Origin of the sequence: Comamonas sp. CMM02 (assembly GCF_014851485.1) — a bacterium.
Taxonomy (GTDB): domain Bacteria; phylum Pseudomonadota; class Gammaproteobacteria; order Burkholderiales; family Burkholderiaceae_C; genus Comamonas; species Comamonas avium.
The window spans coordinates 395,375-415,817 of sequence record NZ_JACUZW010000001.1; the positions used below are offsets into that span (position 1 = coordinate 395,375).

18 protein-coding genes are annotated in these 20,443 nt (G+C 60.3%); 9 read left to right on the forward strand and 9 right to left on the reverse strand.

All coding sequences use genetic code 11. The annotated features are described in order from the left end of the window. Window positions 1–4 precede the first annotated feature (4 nt). Both IB213_RS01765 and yihA read right to left on the reverse strand, forming a co-directional pair. Complete coding sequence (locus IB213_RS01765) at window positions 5–910, reverse strand: alpha/beta fold hydrolase (protein WP_192405200.1); 906 nt, start codon at window positions 908–910, stop codon at window positions 5–7. Between the two features lie 42 nt (window positions 911–952). Further along, window positions 953–1,699: a ribosome biogenesis GTP-binding protein YihA/YsxC gene (gene yihA / locus IB213_RS01770; RefSeq protein WP_191722635.1), complete on the reverse strand. Its 747-nt coding sequence runs from the start codon at window positions 1,697–1,699 to the stop codon at window positions 953–955. A 70-nt stretch (window positions 1,700–1,769) separates the two neighbouring features. On the opposite strand from yihA, the gene IB213_RS01775 reads away from it, so the two are divergent. From IB213_RS01775 to ccsB, 3 genes are all read left to right on the forward strand, one after another. Then, window positions 1,770–2,393, forward strand: a complete 624-nt coding sequence (locus IB213_RS01775; RefSeq protein ID WP_192405201.1) for a cytochrome c — start codon at window positions 1,770–1,772, stop codon at window positions 2,391–2,393. A 119-nt stretch (window positions 2,394–2,512) separates the two neighbouring features. Then, window positions 2,513–4,681 carry a cytochrome c biogenesis protein ResB gene (locus IB213_RS01780; protein WP_192405202.1) on the forward strand — a complete coding sequence of 723 codons (2,169 nt, stop codon included), beginning with the start codon at window positions 2,513–2,515 and terminating at the stop codon, window positions 4,679–4,681. Further along, a complete protein-coding gene (ccsB, locus tag IB213_RS01785; RefSeq protein WP_191722638.1) occupies window positions 4,678–6,015 on the forward strand; it encodes a c-type cytochrome biogenesis protein CcsB in 1,338 nt (445 codons plus the stop codon). The genes IB213_RS01780 and ccsB overlap by 4 nt, the downstream gene beginning before the upstream one ends. A 324-nt stretch (window positions 6,016–6,339) precedes the next feature. Here the strand turns inward: ccsB and IB213_RS01790 are convergent, their stop codons facing one another. Together IB213_RS01790 and IB213_RS01795 are read right to left on the reverse strand one after the other, a co-directional pair. Next, window positions 6,340–7,515 (reverse strand): DSD1 family PLP-dependent enzyme, encoded by a 1,176-nt coding sequence (locus IB213_RS01790; protein ID WP_192405203.1) that lies wholly within the window; start codon window positions 7,513–7,515, stop codon window positions 6,340–6,342. 310 nt (window positions 7,516–7,825) lie between these two features. Next, a complete protein-coding gene (locus IB213_RS01795; RefSeq protein WP_192405204.1) occupies window positions 7,826–8,893 on the reverse strand; it encodes an alpha/beta hydrolase in 1,068 nt (355 codons plus the stop codon). A 139-nt stretch (window positions 8,894–9,032) separates the two neighbouring features. On the opposite strand from IB213_RS01795, the gene IB213_RS01800 reads away from it, so the two are divergent. Further along, entirely contained in the window at window positions 9,033–9,536 is a 504-nt protein-coding gene (locus tag IB213_RS01800; RefSeq protein WP_191722641.1) for a YbhB/YbcL family Raf kinase inhibitor-like protein, read from the forward strand. 273 nt (window positions 9,537–9,809) lie between these two features. On the opposite strand, the gene IB213_RS01805 is transcribed toward IB213_RS01800, so the two are convergent. The 4 genes from IB213_RS01805 to IB213_RS01820 form a co-directional block, all read right to left on the reverse strand. Further along, complete coding sequence (locus tag IB213_RS01805; protein ID WP_370551133.1) at window positions 9,810–10,598, reverse strand: amino acid ABC transporter ATP-binding protein; 789 nt, start codon at window positions 10,596–10,598, stop codon at window positions 9,810–9,812. Window positions 10,599–10,601: 3 nt separating this feature from the next. After that, on the reverse strand, window positions 10,602–11,252 hold the full coding sequence (locus IB213_RS01810; protein WP_191722642.1) for an amino acid ABC transporter permease: 651 nt from the start codon (window positions 11,250–11,252) through the stop codon (window positions 10,602–10,604). Window positions 11,253–11,270: 18 nt separating this feature from the next. Next, window positions 11,271–11,933, reverse strand: coding sequence for an amino acid ABC transporter permease (locus IB213_RS01815; protein ID WP_191722643.1), 663 nt, complete (start codon window positions 11,931–11,933; stop codon window positions 11,271–11,273). 133 nt (window positions 11,934–12,066) lie between these two features. After that, window positions 12,067–12,867 carry a transporter substrate-binding domain-containing protein gene (locus IB213_RS01820; protein WP_192405205.1) on the reverse strand — a complete coding sequence of 267 codons (801 nt, stop codon included), beginning with the start codon at window positions 12,865–12,867 and terminating at the stop codon, window positions 12,067–12,069. A 339-nt stretch (window positions 12,868–13,206) separates the two neighbouring features. Here IB213_RS01820 and IB213_RS01825 point away from each other — a divergent pair, with 339 nt between their 5' ends. The 4 genes from IB213_RS01825 to IB213_RS01840 all read left to right on the forward strand — a co-directional run bounded on the left by IB213_RS01825 (window position 13,207) and on the right by IB213_RS01840 (window position 17,642). After that, the gene (locus IB213_RS01825) at window positions 13,207–14,079 is read left to right on the forward strand and encodes a MurR/RpiR family transcriptional regulator (RefSeq protein WP_192405206.1); all 873 of its coding nucleotides are present in this window, start codon (window positions 13,207–13,209) and stop codon (window positions 14,077–14,079) included. Window positions 14,080–14,193: 114 nt separating this feature from the next. Then, window positions 14,194–15,369 carry a diaminopropionate ammonia-lyase gene (locus tag IB213_RS01830; RefSeq protein WP_370551169.1) on the forward strand — a complete coding sequence of 392 codons (1,176 nt, stop codon included), beginning with the start codon at window positions 14,194–14,196 and terminating at the stop codon, window positions 15,367–15,369. Continuing rightward, window positions 15,366–16,613, forward strand: a complete 1,248-nt coding sequence (locus IB213_RS01835; protein WP_192405208.1) for a Zn-dependent hydrolase — start codon at window positions 15,366–15,368, stop codon at window positions 16,611–16,613. The genes IB213_RS01830 and IB213_RS01835 overlap by 4 nt, the downstream gene beginning before the upstream one ends. 75 nt (window positions 16,614–16,688) lie before the next feature. Beyond that, on the forward strand, window positions 16,689–17,642 hold the full coding sequence (locus tag IB213_RS01840; RefSeq protein WP_192405209.1) for an N-carbamoyl-D-amino-acid hydrolase: 954 nt from the start codon (window positions 16,689–16,691) through the stop codon (window positions 17,640–17,642). Between the two features lie 246 nt (window positions 17,643–17,888). On the opposite strand, the gene IB213_RS01845 is transcribed toward IB213_RS01840, so the two are convergent. Beyond that, a complete protein-coding gene (locus IB213_RS01845) occupies window positions 17,889–18,530 on the reverse strand; it encodes a histidine phosphatase family protein (RefSeq protein ID WP_192405210.1) in 642 nt (213 codons plus the stop codon). A gap of 311 nt (window positions 18,531–18,841) precedes the next feature. Between IB213_RS01845 and IB213_RS01850 the strand changes: the two genes are divergently transcribed. After that, window positions 18,842–20,443, forward strand: coding sequence for an ABC transporter substrate-binding protein (locus tag IB213_RS01850; protein ID WP_192405211.1), 1,602 nt, complete (start codon window positions 18,842–18,844; stop codon window positions 20,441–20,443).

The following is a 20,443-nucleotide window of genomic DNA, read 5'->3' on the forward strand; positions in this document are numbered from 1 at the left end:
TTTTTTATGGCATACCCATATCGCTGCGGGTGATCTGGCGCACGGTATCTATCACCAGCTGTGGCATCTCATGCACCAGCCAATGACTGCCGTGTGAGATGCGCTGGATGTGCAGGTGAGCAATCCAGTCATCCAGCCCGTCCAGGAGTTCGGGGCGCAAAGCCACATCTTTCTCTCCCCAGAGGATGTGGGTGGGTACTTCAATGCGCAGCATGCTTTCGGGTAACGCCAGCTGGTGAGCGCCGGCGTCATCTCCTCGGGGAGGCACCAGCGGACTGGCGGCGTAATACGCACATGGCCCGTGCAGGCCCAGTTGCCAGTGCGCTAAGTATTGCGTGCGCAACGCCGGGGTCAGCCAGGCGGGCCATTGGCCCTGAGCATCGCGGAAAAAATCAAACAACTTTGCCCCCTGGTTGGCCAGCAGCAGCTCGGCTGCATCGGGCCTGCGCAGATAGTGCATGTACTGGCTGGCAGCCTGCTGTGCGGGGTTGCGTTGCAGCTCACGCACAAAGCTGCCGGGGTGCGGAGCGTTGATGATGAGCAGGCGCTGCATCAGGCGTGCATGCTGGTTGGCCAAATTCCATGCCAGTGCGCCGCCCCAGTCATGGGCAATCACACAGGCTGCTGGGCGACCCGGTGTGAGCTGCTCAATCAGGGCCACCAGATCTTGCACCAAAGCCCTGGGGCGATAGTCGTCTACCGCAGTCGGCTGGCTGGAGTGGCCATAGCCACGCAGATCGGGTGCTACGCAATAGTAGTCAGCGCCCAGTTGCTCCAGCAGGCCATCCCAGATGAATGCACCCTCCGGGAAACCATGTAAAAAGACCAGCAATGGCTGGTCTGGGTGGCCGCTGCTGCGGCAGCGCAAGGTAATGCCATGCGGCAAAGTGAGTGTGCCTGTGCGAACCATCAAGATCTCCCGCAAAGCAGCACCTGTGTGGTGCTGTTGCGCTCAATCTTCAGCAGGTTTTGTGGGTGCTGGCGTCTCAGGGGCGACGGCTGCAGGCTCTGTTTTCCCTGTGTTGACACCTTCTGGGTGGCTCCAGTGCCATAGCAGCTGCGCCACATCGTCCACGCCCTGTTTTTTCAGGGCCGAGAACATGCGCACCTCGCCACCACCGGCGTTGAGCTTGGTGATGGACAAAATCTTGGCTTGCTCGGCTCGTGTCAGCTTGTCTGCCTTGGTCAGCAAGATCAGGAACTTCAAGCCGTTTTCCACGCGCGGACGGATGGCATTGAGCAAAGCCTCATCCAGCTCCGTCAGGCCCAGGCGGGGGTCACACAGCAAAACGACCGCAGTCAGGCTTTCGCGCTGCATGAGGTAGTTCAGCATCACACGCTGCCAGCGCTCTTTGTCCGAGCGCGATACTGCGGCATAGCCGTAGCCTGGCAGGTCGGCCAGCACGGCATCTGTGACACCTTGCTTGCCCAAAGAGAACAAATTGATGTGCTGTGTGCGGCCTGGTTTCTTGGATGCAAAAGCCAGTTGCTTTTGCTGAGTCAGTGTGTTGATGGAGGTGGATTTACCAGCGTTGGAGCGGCCTACGAAGGCAATCTCAGGCACATCCACCACAGGTAAATGGTGCAGTTGTGCAGCCGTAGTCAGGAAGCGCGCCGTGTGCATCCAGCCCATGGCGAGCTTGGGATCAATAAGGTCAGAAGTTTGACCCGAAGCAAATGCGGGAGAGTTGGTCGTCATGGGGGGGTATTAAGCGTTAGGGCGTCATTGTAGAATCTGGCAGTTTTGCGCACATAACCAGACCCACAATATGAAGTTGCTCGCCTCTTTGCTGACGGCTGCCGCACTGGCAGCACCCGCTCTCCCGGCCTTCGCGGCGGGCGAAACACCAGCCAAGCCTGATCTTGTTAAGGGTCAGGCCAGTTTTGAAGCTGTTTGCGCAGCTTGTCACGGTGCGGATGGCAATTCGACTATTGTCGTCAATCCTAAATTGGCACAACAACATCCAGAGTATTTGCTCAAGCAACTCCATGATTTCAAGGACGACAAGCGTGTCGACCCCGTCATGAAGGGCCCCGCGATGATGTTGTCCGAGGAGGATATGACCAACATTACCGCTTGGCTGGCCAAACAGCCCGCTAAAAACGGCTTTGCAACCGACAAGCAATTGGTGGTATTGGGAGAGCGCATCTACCGTGGTGGCATCCCTGATCGTAAAATTGCAGCCTGTGTCAGTTGCCACAGCCCGAACGGCGCAGGCATTCCGGCGCAGTACCCCCGCCTGTCTGGGCAGCATGCCGACTACACCGCCAAGCAGCTGAATGCTTTCCGTGATGGAACGCGTGGCAACAACATCCAAATGCGCGATGTAGCAGCCAAGCTGAACGATCGTGAAGTCAAGGCCGTTGCAGACTACATTGCTGGCTTGCGTTAAATCAAGTTTTCCGCGCTTAAACGCGGAACTTGCCGCCCATAACAAACCCTAAAAAAGGCGGGTCCATCAAGTTGTGATGGCCCGCCTTTTTTTTATTTCGGGCCCTGAGTCTTTTTTCCATGTCTGATACCTCTTCTGGCAAGCCGCATGAAGTCGAGCGCCCGCAACTGATGCGGTCGGTGCTCGAGTTGCTGGCTTCCATGCGTTTTGCGATTTCGCTGCTGACCGTCATTTGCATTGCTTCGGTCATTGGTACGGTCTTAAAGCAGCACGAACCTTCGGTGAACTATGTCAACCAGTTTGGTCCATTCTGGGCAGAGCTGTTTGCGGCACTCAAGCTCAGTGCGGTCTACAGCGCCTGGTGGTTTTTGCTGATTTTGGCGTTTCTGGTGATCAGCACCAGCTTGTGCCTGATTCGCCATACACCCAAGTATTTGGCTGATCTGCGTAACTACAAAGAAAACATCCGCGAGCAAAGCTTGCAGGCTTTCCACCACAAGGCTCAGGCACAGCTGGCAGAAACACCGCAGGCAGCGGCGCAGCGCATTGGCGGCATCTTGACGCGCAGTGGTTGGAAAGTGAAGCTGCAAGAGCGTGAGACGGCGAATGGCAAAGGGTACATGCTGGCGGCCAAGGCGGGCGCTGCCCACAAGATTGGCTACATGGCAGCCCACGCGGCCATTGTGCTGATCTGCATTGGGGGCTTGCTCGATGGTGATCTGGTGGTGCGTGCCCAGATGTGGCTGGGCGGCAAGACGCCTTACACAGGGGGTGGCCGTATTTCGGATGTGCCCCAGGAGCACCGTCTTTCGCTGCGCAACCCTACCTTCCGTGGCAATTTGATGGTGGCAGAAGGCACGCAAGCGGGCACAGCCATCTTGAACCAGTCAGATGGCGTGCTGCTGCAGGAGCTGCCGTTTTCCGTAGAGTTGAAAAAGTTCATCGTGGAGTACTACGACACGGGCATGCCCAAGCTGTTTGCCAGTGACGTGATCATTCACGACAAGGAAACGGGCGAGCAGATTGAGCAGCGGATCAAGGTCAACCACCCGGCCAATTACAAAGGCATTGAGATTTACCAGTCCAGCTTCGATGACGGCGGCTCTACGGTCAAACTGCGCGCAGTGCCGTTTGTTGAAAATGGCGAGACCTTTGAGGTCACAGGCCAGATTGGTGGCACAACGCAGCTGCTGCGTGGAGGCTCCAGCAAGCCAGAAGATGTGCTGACGCTGGAGTTCACAGAACTGCGCACCATCAATGTCGAAAACTTTGGCGCGGCCAAGTCGCCCGGCGCTGAGGTGGATGTGCGCAAGGTGGACTTGCGCAGCTCGGTGGAGTCCCGCCTGGGTGGTGGGCACAAGACCGTCACCGATAAAAAACTGCGCAACATTGGCCCCAGCATTGGCTACAAGTTGCGGGATGCATCGGGTCAGGCCCGCGAGTTCCAGAACTACATGAGCCCCGTGGACTTTGGCGATGGTGTGCCCATGTTCCTGCTGGGCGTGCGTGATACACCGGCTGAGGCCTTCCGCTACCTGCGTGTGCCTGCGGATGACCAGGGCAGTATTCAAGGGTTTTTGCGCCTGCGCGCAGCCTTGAACAACCCAGCGATGCGTCAAGAGGCGGTGCGCCGCTATGCCCTGCAAGCGGTGGCTGCAGACCGCGCAGATCTGCGCGAAGCACTGGGCCAGTCGGCATTGCGCGCTGTGGGTTTGTTTGCAGGCACAGGCAATTCAGAAGGCAAGCCCGACGGTGGCTTGCAGGCCATTAGCCAATTCATGGAAACCAATGTGCCAGAGGCTGAGCGTGAGCGCGCCAGTGAGGTGCTGATTCGTATTTTGAATGGCGTGCTGTTCGATCTGGCACAGCTGAGCCGTGAAAAAGCGGGTCTCAAACCACTGGAGCCCGGCGAGCAGACACTGGCCTTCATGACGCAATCGGTGTTCTCGCTCAGCGATGCGCAGTTCTATCCGGCCCCCATGACGTTCATGATGGAAGACTTCACGCAGGTGCAAGCCAGCGTCTTCCAGGTGGCGCGTGCACCGGGTAAAAAGATTGTGTATCTGGGCTGTCTGTTCCTGATCATTGGCGTATTTGCCATGCTGTATGTGCGCGACCGCCGCCTGTGGGTGTGGCTGACTGCGCAAGGTGATGCAGCAGCCCGAGCAACCATGGCGCTGTCATCCAATCGCAAGATCATGGACACTGACCGCGAGTTTGAGAATTTGACTGAGAAATTGCTGGCCGCGCCTGCGGCACAGCCATCCCCCACGGAGCGTTCTGTATGAGTAGTGCAACTACTTCCACCATGACATTGAATGAAGGCTACTTTGTGCGCCGCAACTGGTTTGACTGGTTGTTTGCAGCACTGGTAGTCATGGGCGGTGTGTTTGCACTGCAGCGGTATTACGGGGCCATGGATGTCTATGAAAAAGGCATCCTGATTGGGACCATCCCCACCATGATCTGGCTGGGCTGGTTCTGGCGGCCGCTGGCCAAGCTGATGCTGGCGGTTGCGGCCTTGTCTTTGCTGGCGATATGGCTGTACCAGGGGCCAGATGGGGTGGCGCACATTGACCGCTCAGACACGGTGTTTGGTCTTAAATACCTGCTGTCCAGCCAGTCCGCCATCTTGTGGATGAGTGTGCTGTGCTTCATGGCCACCATCTTTTACTGGATCAGCCTGTTCGCCAAGGGCGAGCGCGATGCCTTTGGCACCATTGGCTCGCGCATCACCTGGGTGGCAATCACGCTGGCGCTGGTGGGCACCATGACGCGCTGGTTTGAAAGCTATTTGCTGGGCCCGGACATTGGCCACATTCCGGTGAGCAACCTGTACGAAGTGTTCGTCATGTTCATCTGGATGACGTCGCTGTTTTATCTGTACTACGAAGAGCAGTACAAGACCCGTTCGCTGGGCGGTTTTGTCATGCTGGTGGTCAGTGCCGCTGTGGGCTTTTTGCTCTGGTACACCGTGATTCGTGAAGCGCATGAGATTCAACCTCTGGTGCCTGCGCTGCAAAGCTGGTGGATGAAGGTGCACGTGCCCGCCAATTTTGTTGGCTACGGCACGTTTGCGCTGGCAGCCATGGTGGCCTTTGCCTACCTGATCAAGCAGCAAGCTCAGGAAACCAAGTGGTACAAGCTGGCACCCCTTTGGCTGCTGGGCGTGGCGCTGTGCTTTGAGCCGCTGGCATTCCGTCAAAGTCAAGAAACGGGCAGCAGCTACTGGCTGGTGTACTTTGGTATTTCGGCGCTGATCGTGGGTGCGATTTTGGCAGCCCGTAAAACCATTGCAGCACGCCTGCCTGCCTTTGAAGTTCTGGACGATGTGATGTACAAATCCATCGCCGTGGGCTTTGCCTTCTTTACCATTGCCACCGTGCTGGGTGCCTTGTGGGCCGCCGAAGCCTGGGGCGGTTACTGGAGCTGGGACCCCAAGGAGACCTGGGCACTGATTGTGTGGCTGAACTACGCCGCCTGGCTGCACATGCGGCTGATGAAGGGCCTGCGCGGCACGGTCTCTGCCTGGTGGGCGCTGGTGGGGCTGGCCATCACCACGTTTGCCTTCCTGGGCGTGAACATGTTCCTGTCAGGTCTGCACAGCTACGGCGAACTGTAAGAAGCAGCAAATAAAAGAGCTGCCAGCGCTCGCGGGTATTGCGTTTCAGTATCAATAGATACTGAAGTGCTTACTCTGCCAGCGCTGGCAGCTTTTCTTTTGGTAGCTGTCTGGTGCTGGCAAGCGCGAACGCCGCACAGCCCATCCTTGATTTGCGTTGGAGACGAGGCGCAAAGCCACAGACAGTACAGCCCCGTGCGGCAGGGCAAAGAAACGACGTATTCCAGCGGGTCTGAAGCCAGGGGCCATTCATCCCTGCCTTGGTGCGTTGTTGCAGCGGATGGCTTTGCTTGGTGGGTGCTGCTTGCAGCCATCCTGCGCCGCTCAGGTCAGTGCGCCGCGCCCATCTACGGTCAGCACGCATTCCACCACCCCGCCATTCAGACCGCCGCGCACGCCCACCATGAGGCTGTGCAGGTTGACCGTAGGGTCGCAGTGGCCGGGAATCAGCCACAGTGTCTCGCCCAGCACAGGCAGCCAGCCGCTGGCATTGCCGGCGGATGCATCAGGGTGCAGTACGCCGTGTTCGTCGCCACCATTGGCAAAGCGCAGCGCATGCTCGGCAGGCAGGCCGTGCACAGTGGGCAGGCCAGAATCAATGGCGTGTGACTTGTGCCCGGCATCGCACACTGCGTGCGTGGCGCTGACCGACATCACCTGCGTTTTGACGAACAGTGCATGCTCAAACACGGGCTGTGCGGGGTCGCGCTCGTTGGCTGCGTAATCGGCATCCATGAACAGAAACGAGCCAGTCTGCAACTCGCCATACTCGCCGCTGGCCGCTTCGTGGATGAAGGTGCCTGTACCAGCACCGGTGACCAGGGGGATGTGCAGGCCTGCCGCATCGAATGCACGGCGCGTGGTGGCAATGTGCTGCAAAGCCTGAGCGATGGCCGCCTGACGTGCAGCCGCTGTGCGCATGTGCTGGGCTGCGCCGTGGTAGGCCTGCAAACCCGCAAACAGCAGCGTGGGCTGGGCCTGCACCGCCTGTGCCAGGCGTACGGCAGCCGGGCCGGGCTCTGCACCGCAGCGGTTTTGCCCGACGTTAATTTCCACCAGCACATCGATGCTGGCAGGGGCTGCCCCGGCGGCCTGCATGGCGTGGGCCAGACGCGCAATGCCTTCAAGGCTGTCTACCGCCAGTGCCAGACGGCCCCCCTGCGCATGCAGCTGCTGGCTGAGCTGGGCCACGCGCGCCAGTTTGGCAGGGGCAATGACTTCGTTGCTGATGTAGATGTTGCGGATGCCGCCTGCCGCCAGCGCCTGGGCTTCACTGGCCTTTTGCACGCAGTGCCCGTGGGCACCGGCCCGCTCTAGCCAGTGCGCAATCTGCACACTTTTGTGCAGCTTGGCATGCGGGCGCCACAGCAGCTGGTGCTGCTGCGCAAAGCCCGCCATGCGCGCCATGTTGCGTTCCATGGCATCCAGATCAATGACCAGAGTGGGTGTATCAATCAGCGCAGCGCTTTGGCCCACAAGGGCGGTGAGGGTGCAAGACATAGGGCGGTGGTGGTGCGAACAAAACCCACAGCGTACCAAAGCACAGAGCTGTGTCTGGGCCAAGTGTGGGCCAAGTGAGGTGGGCCAGTGAACGAGGAGTGCAGCCGCCGCTGGCGATAAGACTGCATGCCCTGCAGCGCAGGCACTGCCTGAGATGGAGGAGGGAGTGCGGCGGCGTGCTGCATTGCGGTGCATGCAGCCCCGCACAGGGCAGCTGCGCGCTGAAGACGTGGGGCAATGAAGCCGCAGTCCGCCCAGTCAGCAGCGCAAAGGCTGCATGCAAAGCCGCTGCGGTTGGTGCAGACGGCGCTTAGGCGGGTGCTTGTGAAGGTGCTGCCCAGACGCCCACCTGCGCCGCTTGCATGCAGGCATACAGCTGGGTGCCACCGTGGCTTGCGCCCGGCCAGATGTTGTGCTGGCACTGCAGGCCTTGCACCTGATTCAAGGCAGCAGACAGACTGGCGGCGTTGGTCAGCCCGTGGCTCTGTGCGCGTGCCTGGGCCTGTCTGGCTGCGGCTTCACGCTCGGGGTTGGGCGTGCGAGCGGGGTCGCGCCGGGCCGACATTTCTTCGCTGCCCTGGCTGACATAGACATTCAAGGCCGATGGCAGTGCACTCTGACCTGAGGCATAGCGGTGCATGAACTGCACGGCTTCCTCCAGCACAATGCCGCCGCCCCACCACAGCGAAGGGCTGGCCGCCACATAGCGCTGGAACATGGCTGTGCGCGTGAACAAGGTGTGCAAGGTCAGCAGGCCACCGTAGGAGTGGCCCACCAGCGTCTGTTGCTGGGCATTGAGCGGCAGCTGCGATTGCAGCAGGGGTTGCAGCTGCTGGGCGATCCAGTCCAGAAACACATCGGCACCGCCTTGTGCGCGGCCCTGACTGTCGGGGCCTACCCCCGCGTAAGGCAGGGTGTAGTCGTAGGTGCGGGCCGCACGGTCATGTACTTCATCGCTGTCCGGCGGCAGCGCATGGCCCAGACCCACCACCACGGCGCTGCGGCCGCGCATGTCTGCGCCGCGCCCACCCCGGTTGTGCACCAGCTGGGCCACGATGGGGAACATCAGATTGCCATCCAGCACATAAATCACCGGCCAGCCACCGGCTGGGGCGCTGCCCTGTGGTACGTAGACCATGACGCGGTGCTGGCGTGCTTTGCTTGTGCCCGGCAGCGTGGGTGCGGGCAGGTCCATGTAGCGCACGCCTGGCATGGGCCAGGGCTGGCCCAGTGCTGGGGTGGCAGCTGCAGGGCTGGCGGCCACTGTGGAGTCGACCGCAGCGCAACCCAGCATGCTCAGACTGGGGACTGCCAGTGCGCTGGCCAGCCAGTGGCGGCGAGAGGTGTCGGGGCTTGGAGTGGCGGGGCTGGCGGACATGGCAGTGCAAAAAACTAAGAAGTCATGTAGTGTAGATGAGATTCATTCTCAAACATATCTCGCTGGCTGAAGTCGGATCACCCGGACTTATTGCGCCAGCGTGCATACTGGTCAGCTTGTGATCAAGGAGATGTACGCAATGACTACGACTTTCACCCTCCACAGCCCTGACATTCCAGCTGGTGGCACGATTGCGCCGGAATTTGAATCGGACATGTTTGGCTGCGGTGGGCGCAACGAATCGCCTGTGCTGCGCTGGAGCGGTGCACCGCAAGGCACCAAAAGCCTGGCACTGACCGTGTTTGACCCGGATGCGCCCACGGGCTGCGGCTGGTGGCACTGGATTGTGGTGGACCTGCCCGCCAGCACCACCGAGCTGAACGCCAACGCGGGCACCAAAGGCAGCACCAGCCTGCCCGCAGGTGCGCGCCAGATGCGCAACGACTACGGTATTTTTGCCTGGGGTGGCATGTGCCCACCTCCGGGTGACAAGCCGCACCGCTACATCTTTACCGTGCATGCGCTGTCGGTGGACAAGCTGGACATTCCGGACGATGCGACGGCAGCCATCTGTGGCTACATGATTAACGCCCACACGATTGCGAAAGCGACGTTCACGTCCACTTACGCCCGCGCAGCGTAAAGAAAAATTAAAAAATAGCGGTCAACGCTTGATGGCATTGGTTTTCAGATAGAAAACTATCTGAAAGATAAGCCATACAAGCGATGACCGCTTCTTTTTTTGAAGCCGCTCACGCCAGCCCGGACAGGTCGTTGCTTTGCCTTGTCGAACGCCTGCACGGACTGTCTTGGCCTGTGACTTTGCGCATCATGTCCCACGCAATCCCAAGATGCGCTGGGTGGGGGCGGCGGCTCCTGGTGGGTCTTGATAGTTCTTAAGGACTATTGCTGACTGTTAATGGGTTGACAGGCCCAGAAACTGCCGAAGCTCTGGCGTTTGCGGGTGGCCAAACAGCTGCTCGGGTGCACCCACTTCGTGCACCTTGCCCCTGTGCATGAAGACGACCTTGTCGCTGACCTTGCGTGCAAAACTCATCTCGTGCGTGACCATCATCAGCGTCATGCCTTGCTCGGCCAGACCCTCGACCACGCTCAGCACTTCGCCCACCAGCTCGGGGTCCAGCGCAGAGGTGACCTCGTCGCAGAGCAAAATTTCGGGGTCCATGGCCAGCGCACGTGCAATCGCTACGCGCTGCTGCTGGCCGCCAGACAGCTGCTCGGGCATGGCGTCAAACTTTTCAGCCAGGCCTACGCGCTGCAGCAGGCGCTCGGCGTTGGCGCGGGCGACGGCTTTGGGCTGGTTCATGACCAGCGAGGGGGCCAGCATCACGTTGCGGCCCACGCTCAGGTGCGGGAACAGGTTGAAGTTCTGAAAAATCATGCCCACGTTTTTGCGCAGCTCGCGCATGGCTTGCGGGTCACTGGCCCGCAAGGGCTGACCGTGCACGGTCAGCTGGCCTTCCTGAAAGTTTTCCAGACCGTTGATACAGCGCAGCAGTGTGCTCTTGCCAGAGCCGCTTTTGCCAATGATGGCCACCACCTCGCCGCGGTTGACCTGCAGGTCCACGCCCTTGAGCACTTCGTTGTTGCCAAAGCTTTTGCGCAGGCCGGCAATGTCTACCAAAGGCAGCGTAGAGGAAGAAGAAACAGTAGAAGACATGGCAGATTCCAAAACAGCGTTCATCGGTTAGCGTTGGGGGCGCATGCGGCGCTCCAGCCGCTGGCTCCATAGCGACAGCGGAAAGCACAGCGCAAAGTACAAGGCTGCTACGCAGCCATAGACCATGAAAGGCTCGAAGGTGGCGTTGGCAATCAGTTGCCCGGCTTTGGTGATTTCAATAAAACCAATCACGCTGGTCAGTGCCGTGCCCTTGATGATTTGCACCATGAAGCCTGCCGTGGGCGCAATGCCCAGACGCATGGCTTGCGGCAAGATGACGTGGCGCAGCTGCTCGGCAAAGCTCATGGCCAGGCTGGAGGACGCTTCCCACTGCCCTTTGGGTACTGACTCCACACAGCCACGCCAGATATCGCACAGGTAGGCAGCGGAGTACAGCGTCAGGCACACGCAGGCGGCCACCATGGGCGAGGTGTCAAAGCCCATCAAGGCCAGACCAAAGTAGGTCAGGAAAATCTGCATCAGCAGCGGGGTGCCCTGAAACACTTGCACATACACAGAGACGGCTCGCACCGCGCCCGGCAGTTTGGACAGGCGCAGCACCAGCAAAGCCAGAGCCAGCAGGCCGCCGCAGACAAAGGCAATGATGGACAGGATGACGGTCCAGCGCAGCGCCAGCAGCAACTGGTAGGCAATGTCCCAGAAAGTAAATTCAACCATGGGTGTCTCTCCGGGCAATTAACGGTGGCGGCCAAAGATGAAGCGTGGCCCAGCCCACACCAGCAGCTGGCGCAGCAAGATGGCCAGACCCAGGTAGCACAGGGTGACCACGATGTACGACTCAAAGCTGCGGAAGGTGCGGCTGGAAATCAGATTGGCGGCGTAGGAGATTTCTTCGGTAGATATCTGGCTGCACACGGCAGAGCCCAGCATCACGATGATGATTTGCCCCGTCAGCGCAGGCCACACACGGCCCAGTGAGGGCGGTAGCACCACGCGGGTGAAGGTCTGCCAGCGGTTCAGTGCCAGGCACTGGGCGGCCTCCAGCTGGCCGCGTGGCGTGGCTTCAATGCCTGCGCGAATCTGCTCACAGGCATAGGCCCCTAAATTGAGCGTCATCGCCAAGATGCTGGCGCTTTCTGGCGACATGCGAACGCCCAGAGAGGGCAGTCCAAAAAACAGAAAGAACAGCTGGATGATGAACGGCGTGTTGCGAAAAATCTCTACGTAGGTGGCCACCACGGCGCGTACACCGGCGCCGGCATTCAGGCGCAGCCATGCGCAGGCAATACCCAGCAGCACACCCAGCGGTATGGCAATGCCGGTCAGCACGAAAGTGAGCATCAGCCCTTGAAGCAGCATGGGCCACTGGGCCAGCACGGGGGCGAAATCCATTTCCATGGGGACAGTCCAAATTCAAGGCAAAACAAAAAAGCGGTGGTGCATCAGCGAGCGCTGGGGTGTGCCACCGCCCGCAGCCAAGGCCGTCGTTGCCGCTGAGGAAACGACGTGCAGCGGCGCAGGGTGGGCCAGATCAATCTGGCAGATTGCCCATGCTGCGGCCCAGCCATTTTTGGGAGTAGCCCTCGATGGTTCCGTCTTGCTTGGCGGTGCGCAAAATTTCGTTGACCTTGCTGAGCAGCGTGGTCTCGCCCTTGCGCACGCCGATGTAGTTGGGCGAGTCTTTGATCAGCAGCTTGTACTCGGCCTGCACTTTGGGGTTCTTTTGCAGCGCAGCCGCTGCCACGGCGGCACCCACGGCCACAAACTGGGTTTGCTGCGTCATGAAGGCGGCCATGGTGGCGTTGTCATCTTCAAAGCGCTGAATCTTCAGCGTCCTGGGTGCCAGAGCCTGCAGGGCATCGTCCTGAATGGTGCCGCGTGTCACCGCCAGCGTCTTGCCTCCCAGATCGTCAAAGCTCTTGATGGCGATGTCTTTGGGGCCAAACACCGCCTGAAAGAACGGGGCGTAGGAGGCGGTGAAATCGATCACCTTGGCGCGCTCTTCGTTCTTGCCCAGCGCCGAGACGATCAGGTCAATCTTTCTCGATTGCAGGTAAGGAATGCGATTGGGGGTGCTGAGCGGCACAAACTCCGCTTTCACGCCCAGCTTGTCGGCAATCAGCTGTGCTACGGCCACATCCACGCCGGTGGGCTTGAAGTCGGGGCCCATGTAGCCGTACGGTGGGTAGTCGGTGGGAATGCCCAGTGCAATGGATTTCTTGCCCAGAATGTTCTGCAGCGACTTGTCCTCTTGTGCCCAGACACCGGAGGACAGAGACAGGGCCACCGTGGCAACAGCGCTGGCAGCAAAGAGGCGGCGAGACAGGGACATAGAACACTCCTGAGGAGAAAAAGTTGCGGGTACGCCTTTTCAGCACATACCGTGCCAATCTGTGAAACATCTGTTTCTGCTGCATCGCTCTGTATTTCAGTGGTGGTATGCAATCGCGTGCGCGGGTGGTGGTAATGGCGCTGCTTGCAAGCGCATATGTTCTTTGTGTGCTCCTGTAGCGCGCAGGCCTCGCAAACAGGCACTGCTTTTGCAAGCAGGGTGATGAATGTGAAACGCCAGTGCCTGAATTTCAAATATTTGGCACTAATGTTTCAAAGATTGGTGCATCGACTCCCCAAGCTGGTGCGGCATTTACCCAAATGGAGGCAAAGGCTGGCAATGACAGAAAACCCCCACACATCCACGATGGAATCACGCATACGCCAGAGCTATGCCAGCCTGTCGCAGGCAGAACGCAAGCTGGCCGATGTGGTGCTGTCGCGCCAGCGCGAGGTGCTGGGCTATTCGGCCACGGAGCTGGCCTCGCTGGCGGGTACCTCCAAGTCCAGCGCGGCGCGGTTTTTTCGCAGTCTGGGTTATGCCGGGTACGACGAATTTCGCCAGGCGCTGCGTCAGGCGCAACTGCAGCAGTCACCTCTGGGGCGCATGGCCGGTGTGCGCCGCAAAGACAGCGTGGCCCAGCAGTTTCACGGCCATTTGCAGCTCGATGCGCAGCGGCTGCAGGAATGGGGTCAGGCGGTGCCCGAGGCACAACTGGAGGCCGCTTTGGCCCTGCTGCGCAAAGCCCGCAGGCTGTGGGTGGTGGGCTACCGGCACAGTTATGTCACGGCGTTTTACGCGCAGTCGCTGCTGGCACAGGTGCGCAGCGATGTCTGCATGCTCAATGATGCCGCCGGGCGCGAGGCCGATGTGCTGGCCTGCGCCAGCCCCAAGGACGTGGTGCTGGCGGTGGACTTTCGCCGGCGCAGCGCCCATTTGCCGCAAGTGCTGGCTGCTGCGCGCAGTGCCGGTGCCAAGGTGCTTGTGCTGACCGATGCCCCAGCCTCGGCGCTGGCCATGCAGGCCCAGCTGGTGCTGCGCTGCGGCGCTTGCAGCCCGCAGGGGCTGTTTGATTCTTACGTTTGCGCCATGAGTGTTGTTAATTTTCTGGCGGCCACGCTGGCGCAGCAACTGCGTGCCGGGGCGCAAAGCCGACTGGAGCGTATCGAGCGCCTGCACGTGGCGCTCAAAGATCTGGAGCACCAGCTGTAACCCCGTGTCCGCTGTGTGAGATTTGCCTTGTTTGAACCTGTGAAAGTGCTTATGAATACCGCCGTGCTTGCCCCTCTTGCCGTGGAATGTTTTGCCAATCGTGCTGCCAACCGCATGACGCCGTATGGCGCACGGCGCAGTGAAATCCTCAGTGCCGACGCGCTGGCGCTGGCACAGCGTGAACTCTCGCAATGGCAAGGCTATGCGCCCACACCACTGCACAGCCTGCCCGCCTTGGCGCAGGCCCTGGGCGTGGCCAGCGTGCAATACAAAGACGAAGGGGGGCGTTTTGGTCTGGGCAGCTTCAAGGCGCTCGGTGGTGCGTATGCGGTGGCACGGCTGCTGTGCCGCCAGCTCGGCGAGCGCCTGGGCCGCAGCTTGAGCACGCAGGACCTGCTGACCCCCGAGGTCCGCGCTCTGTGCGCCGGTATCACGGTCACTTGCGCCACCGATGGCAACCACGGCCGTTCGGTGGCCTGGGGCGCACAGCGTTTTGGCTGCGGCTGTGTGATCTATATCCACGCCACCGTCAGTGAAGGCCGCAAGGACGCCATTGCCCATTACGGCGCTCAGGTGGTGCGTACCTCAGGCAACTATGACGATGCCGTGCGCCAGGCCGATGCTGATGCGCAGGCACAGGGCCGTTTTGTGATTTCAGACACCTCCTACCCCGGCTACATGGATGTGCCGCGCGATGTGATGCAGGGTTACCAGCTGATGGTGCAAGAGGCGGCAGAGCAACTGTCACAGCGGCCCACGCACATCTTTGTGCAAGCCGGTGTGGGCGGTCTGGCGGCGGCGGTGTGTGGCTACTTCTGGGAGCGTGATGGCGGTGACCGCCCAACCTTTGTGGTGGTTGAGCCTGACAAGGCCGACTGCCTGGCGCAAAGTGCCAAAGCTGGCCAGCTCAAGGCGGTGACCGGAGATATTGACACCCTGATGGCGGGGCTGGCCTGCGGCGAGGTCTCGCACCTGGCATGGGAAATTCTGGAAAAAGGCACGGATGCGTATTGCGTCATCAGCGATGCAGCCGCCGTGGCGGCCATGCGTCTGCTGGCCCAGCCTCTGGGTGGTGATCCGGTCATCGTTGCCGGTGAATCCGCGGTGGCGGGTGTGGCTGCGGCCATCGCATCCAGCCAGAGCGTGCAGGCCCGTCAGGTGCTGGGGCTCAACAGCGGCAGCCGCATTCTGTTTTTTGGTTCCGAGGCGGCTACAGACCCTGCGCTGTACGCACAACTGGTGGGCGAAAGCGCCCAAGCCGTGGCCGCACGCGCCAAGGAGCGCGCATGACTAAGGCCCCATGGAGCGCACTGCGCGTAGATGGTGTGCGACTGCTGCAGCGCCTGCAAGACCTGGGGCAGTTTGGCGCGCTGGAAGGCGGCGGCACCAACCGTCTGGCCTTGAGTGATGCCGACAAGGCTGGCCGCGACTGGACGGTGCAGCAAATGCGCGATCTGGGTATGGCTGTGCAGGTGGATGCGATTGGCAACGTGGTGGGTACCTTTGCCGGCATGCAAGACTTGCCCCCGGTGATGACGGGCAGCCACATTGACACCGTGCGAACGGGCGGCCTTTACGACGGCAACTACGGCGTCATGGCCGGGCTGGAGGTGGTGGCCACGCTGCGCGCTGCAGGTGTGCGCACGCGCCGCCCCATTCAGGTGGCGTTTTTTACCAATGAAGAAGGGGCGCGTTTTCAGCCCGACATGATGGGCAGCCTGGTCATGGTGGGCGGCATGCCGCTGCAAGCTGCGCTGGCAACGCAGGCGGTCGACAACGCAGCCACCGTGGGCGATGAGCTGGCCCGTATCGGCTACGCAGGCAGTGCCCCTGTGGGGGCGCCGGTGGTCGACAGCTTTGTGGAGCTGCACATCGAGCAGGGCCCTGTGCTGGAGCAGCAAGACCGGCTCATTGGCGTGGTGCAGGGGGTGCAGGGCATTTGCTGGATGCAGCTGCGCTTTACCGGCACCAGCAACCATGCAGGCACCACCCCCATGGCCTTGCGCCATGACGCAGGCATGTGTGCCATGCGCTGCGCGGCCTTTATTCACAACCTGGTGGTGCGCTACGGTGGCAGCCAGCTGGGTACGGTGGGGGGGCTGCAGCTCAAACCCAATTTGATCAACGTGATCGCACAGGAGGCCGTGATGACGGTGGACCTGCGCAACACACAGGCGGCACCCCTGCGCCAGGCGCAGGCCGAAGTGCTGGCCTTTGCCTACCGCATTGCCAGTGAAAACGGGGTGCAGTGCGAGCACCGCCAGCTGGCAGATTTTGAGCCTGTGGACTTTGATGCAGACCTGGTGGACTGTGTGGAGCAGCACGCGCATGCGCTGGGCTTGAGCACCTTGCGCATGCCCAGCGGCGCGGGCCACGACGCGCAGATGCTGGCGCGCGTTTGTCCCACCGCCATGGTGTTTGTGCCCAGCCGGCAAGGGCTGAGCCACAACGTGCACGAGCACACCGACCCAGACCAGCTGGTGCACGGTGCCAATGTGCTGCTGCAGGTGTTGCTGCATCAGGCCAACCGTTAAGTTTTCCGTGCAACGGGCTGCCGGCACTGGCCTGTCAAGCGCTGGCAGCTCCCCTTCTAGAGATGTGAGAGCGTGATGAGCCGTATTGTGAATGTCGCCCTGGGTCAGCTTGGCCCGGTGCAAAAAATAGATTCGCGCGCCAGCGTGGTGCAGCGTTTGTGCCAGATGATGCGCGAGGCAAAAAGTCTGGGCGCAGATGTGATCGTCTACCCCGAACTGGCGCTGACCACGTTCTTTCCGCGCTGGTACATCCAGGACCAGACCGAGCTGCACAGCTACTACGAGCGCGCCATGCCCAGCCGCGAAACGCAGCCGCTGTTCGATCTGGCACGCGAGCTGGGTATCGGGTTTTATTTGGGCTACGCCGAGCTGGCCCAAGAGGGCGAGCAGCTGATGCAGTACAACACCGCAATTTTGGTGGACAAGAGCGCCACCATCATCGGCAAGTACCGCAAGATTCATGTGCCCGGCCACTTCGAGCATGAGCCGTGGCGCAAATTTCAGCACCTGGAAAAACGCTATTTCACGCCGGGCCAGTCCTTTGGCGTGTACCAGGGCTTTGGCGGCACCATGGGCATGGCACTGTGCAACGACCGCCGCTGGGCCGAGAGCTACCGCGTGATGGCGCTGCAAGGCGCAGAGATGATCTTCATTGGCTACAACACGCCGGTGCACAACGCTCCTGCACCGCAGCACGATGACCTGTCACTGTTTCACAACCAGCTGTCCGTGCAGGCCGGGGCTTACCAAAATGGCTGCTGGGTGGCCAGTGTTGCCAAGGGGGGGCTGGAAGAGGGGGTGGACAGTATTGCGGGCAGCTTGCTGGTAGCCCCGTCTGGCGAGGTGGTGGCGCGCTGCACCACCAAAGACGATGAGGTGGTGCTGGGGCGTGCAGACCTTGATTTTTGCGCCGTGTACAAGCGCACCACGTTCAACTTTGATCTGCACCGCCACCCGGAGTGCTATGGCCTGATTGTGCAGAAAAAGGGCGAGCTGCTGGCAGCCGATGGGCAGCCTTGGACGTCGTAACGCACACGCCTGCTGTGGCTGATAGGAGTGTGGATATGGATGTTGAAGATGCGGTGCTTTCCATCACATCACAGCACCATGCCACCACGCAGCATCACACGCCTGCCATTGCGCAGTGGCTGGTCAGTGGCAGGACAGCACATCGACCTGCATAAAAAAGAGCAACAAACGCTTTACAGCTCTACGTTTCAGATAGAAAACTATCTGAAAAAAAGCGCTCATAAGCGCTGGCAGCTCTTTTTTTGTTTAACTGACAAATTCGTCGCGTGACGCATTGGCAAGGTGGGAGACATCGCCCCAGCCCACCAGCGTCAGGCCTTGCGGTGTCCACAGCAAGCGGTTGATGGCTGCGTTGCCCAGCTCCCAGGAGCGTGGTGCCTGCAAATCCTGGCGTGTGGCCAGACGGTAGAGAATGTCCATCACCCCGCCGTGGGCGACCAGCGCAATCTGGCCGCCAGTGTGCTGCGCCGCCAGCCGGTCAACGGTGTGCTGGATCCGGCCCCGCAGCATGTGCAGCGACTCACCCCCACCGTCGGGCACAAAGTCGGGGTCACGCTTGCGCCAGCGCAGCGCTTGTTCGGGATGCTCGGCCTCAATGTCCTTGAAGCTTCGGCCCTCAAAACTGCCAAAGCAGCGCTCGCGCAGGCCCGTGTCGGGCTGCACCGCACAGCCCGTGGTCTGGCTGACTGCCTGAGCGGTGCTCAGGGCGCGCTGCAAGTCGCTGCTGAAGATGGCATCCAGGTGCTCGTGGGCCAGCGCCTCGCCCGTGCGCTGGGCTTGCCACAGGCCGATGTCATTGAGAGGAATGTCCAGATGACCTTGAATGCGAGCGTCAACATTCCAGGAAGTTTCGCCATGGCGGATGGCGATGATGCGGGTAGCGTGCATGCGGCAGGGGCACCAATGGCGCCTGAATTCAACAAACAAAGCATCTGCCGACAGGCAGTGAAAGCCAGCATTGTCCGGCATTCTTTGCATAGCTTGTCTGTTTTAGGAAAACAAGGTTTTTTGCGTGAAGACAGATAAATGCATGAGCTTATTGCGTGAAGCTTGAAGGGTCGCGCTATAAACATGTACACAAAACAGTAGCGCCGATAAGCGGTCTGATTTTTGCTTGCCAAGGCAAACCCTAGGGCGGCATTCGCGCAGTCCGTGGCATACAGGCAACCTTTCACCTCGTTATGAAGATGGAGACAAACATGATTTTGAAGACCCTGGGCACCGCCCTGCTGGCCGCAGGCCTGCTTTCCACGGCCACGCTGGCGCAAGCTGAAACCGTTCGATGGACGCGATCGGCCGATGTGACCACGCTCGACCCGCATGTGTTCAATACAGGTACCAACTTTGTGCTGATGCACCAGATGTATGAGACGCTGCTGAACCGCTCCAACGACGGCAAGTTGCTGCCGCTGCTGGCCACCGAGTGGAAGCTGCTGCCCAGCGACCCCACGGTCTGGGAATTCAAAATCCGCCCGAATGTGAAGTTCCATGACGGCAAGCCGCTGACTGCCAAGGATGTGGTCTTCTCGCTCAACCGCGCCAAAGGCCCCAATGCGCAGGTCAAGTCGCTGCTGGCATCGGTGGACACCATCACAGCCGTGAATGACCTGACCGTGCAGGTCAAGACCAAAGGCCCCAACCCCATTTTCCCGAACAACCTGACCAACATCTTCATCATGAATGAAGAGTGGGCCAAGGCCAACGGCGCTGTGGACACCCAGGACGCCACCAGCAAGACTGAAAATGGTGCCACCCGTGCCGTCAACGGCACTGGCGCTTTCACACTGGCCAGCCGCGAGGTGGACAGCAAGACCGTCATGAAGCAAAACCCCAACTACTGGGGCAAGGGCAAAGACGCGCTGCAAGTAACAGAGCTGGTGTATCTGCCCATCAAGTCGCCAGCCACCCGCGTGGCCGCACTGCTGTCGGGTGAAGTGGACTTTGCACAGGACATTCCCGCGCAAGACGTAGCGCGCCTCAAGCAAGACAGCAAGCTGCGCATCAACGAAGGCCCGGAAAACCGCTCCATCTTTCTGGGGCTGAATGTGGGATCGCCAGAGCTCAAATCCAGCAACGTCAAGGGCAAGAACCCGCTGGCCGACCCCAAGGTGCGCCATGCCATGGAGCTGGCAATTGACCGCGACGCCATCAAGCGCTCGGTCATGCGTGGCCTGTCCAACCCCTCGGGCGTAATGGCCCCATCCTTTGTCAATGGCTACGACAAGTCCATGGCCGCCTACCCCAAGGCTGACGTTGCCAAAGCCAAGGCACTGCTGGCAGAAGCGGGTTACCCCAACGGCTTCACCATCACCTTGCACACCCCCAACGATCGTTATGTGAATGACGAGGCCATCAGTACCGCCATTGCCGGCTTCCTGGGCCGCGTAGGCATCAAGACCGAAGTGGCATCGCGCCCCATTGCGCAGCACAGCGTGTCCATCGTGAATGCCGACAGCGACTTTTACCTGTACGGCTGGGGCGTGCCAACGTACGACTCGGCATACATCTTTGACTTCCTGGTGGCCACCCGTGGCAAGGAAGGCCGTGGCGCACAAAACGCCACCCACTACAGCAATGCCGATCTGGACAACAAGATCATCTCGCTGTCTTCAGAAAGCGATGTGGGCAAGCGCAACGCCACCATCAAGCAAATCTGGGATGTGGTGCAGAAAGATCGTTTCTACATCCCGCTGCATGACCAGGTCATCCATTTCGCGTCCATCAAAGCCATCAACGTTCCCGTGCACCCGGACAACGTGGTGCACTTCAAGGACATGAAGCTCAACAAGAACGCGAAGTAA

What these genes read in the sequence shown, in the direction of transcription:
- IB213_RS01765 (WP_192405200.1), bottom strand. Translation starts at nt 910, where the DNA reads ATGGTTCGCACAGGCACACTCACTTTGCCGCATGGCATTACCTTGCGC.
- yihA (WP_191722635.1), bottom strand. Translation starts at nt 1,699, where the DNA reads ATGACGACCAACTCTCCCGCATTTGCTTCGGGTCAAACTTCTGACCTT.
- IB213_RS01775 (WP_192405201.1), top strand. Translation starts at nt 1,770, where the DNA reads ATGAAGTTGCTCGCCTCTTTGCTGACGGCTGCCGCACTGGCAGCACCC.
- IB213_RS01780 (WP_192405202.1), top strand. Translation starts at nt 2,513, where the DNA reads ATGTCTGATACCTCTTCTGGCAAGCCGCATGAAGTCGAGCGCCCGCAA.
- ccsB (WP_191722638.1), top strand. Translation starts at nt 4,678, where the DNA reads ATGAGTAGTGCAACTACTTCCACCATGACATTGAATGAAGGCTACTTT.
- IB213_RS01790 (WP_192405203.1), bottom strand. Translation starts at nt 7,515, where the DNA reads ATGTCTTGCACCCTCACCGCCCTTGTGGGCCAAAGCGCTGCGCTGATT.
- IB213_RS01795 (WP_192405204.1), bottom strand. Translation starts at nt 8,893, where the DNA reads ATGTCCGCCAGCCCCGCCACTCCAAGCCCCGACACCTCTCGCCGCCAC.
- IB213_RS01800 (WP_191722641.1), top strand. Translation starts at nt 9,033, where the DNA reads ATGACTACGACTTTCACCCTCCACAGCCCTGACATTCCAGCTGGTGGC.
- IB213_RS01805 (WP_370551133.1), bottom strand. Translation starts at nt 10,598, where the DNA reads ATGAACGCTGTTTTGGAATCTGCCATGTCTTCTACTGTTTCTTCTTCC.
- IB213_RS01810 (WP_191722642.1), bottom strand. Translation starts at nt 11,252, where the DNA reads ATGGTTGAATTTACTTTCTGGGACATTGCCTACCAGTTGCTGCTGGCG.
- IB213_RS01815 (WP_191722643.1), bottom strand. Translation starts at nt 11,933, where the DNA reads ATGGAAATGGATTTCGCCCCCGTGCTGGCCCAGTGGCCCATGCTGCTT.
- IB213_RS01820 (WP_192405205.1), bottom strand. Translation starts at nt 12,867, where the DNA reads ATGTCCCTGTCTCGCCGCCTCTTTGCTGCCAGCGCTGTTGCCACGGTG.
- IB213_RS01825 (WP_192405206.1), top strand. Translation starts at nt 13,207, where the DNA reads ATGACAGAAAACCCCCACACATCCACGATGGAATCACGCATACGCCAG.
- IB213_RS01830 (WP_370551169.1), top strand. Translation starts at nt 14,194, where the DNA reads ATGACGCCGTATGGCGCACGGCGCAGTGAAATCCTCAGTGCCGACGCG.
- IB213_RS01835 (WP_192405208.1), top strand. Translation starts at nt 15,366, where the DNA reads ATGACTAAGGCCCCATGGAGCGCACTGCGCGTAGATGGTGTGCGACTG.
- IB213_RS01840 (WP_192405209.1), top strand. Translation starts at nt 16,689, where the DNA reads ATGAGCCGTATTGTGAATGTCGCCCTGGGTCAGCTTGGCCCGGTGCAA.
- IB213_RS01845 (WP_192405210.1), bottom strand. Translation starts at nt 18,530, where the DNA reads ATGCACGCTACCCGCATCATCGCCATCCGCCATGGCGAAACTTCCTGG.
- IB213_RS01850 (WP_192405211.1), top strand. Translation starts at nt 18,842, where the DNA reads ATGATTTTGAAGACCCTGGGCACCGCCCTGCTGGCCGCAGGCCTGCTT.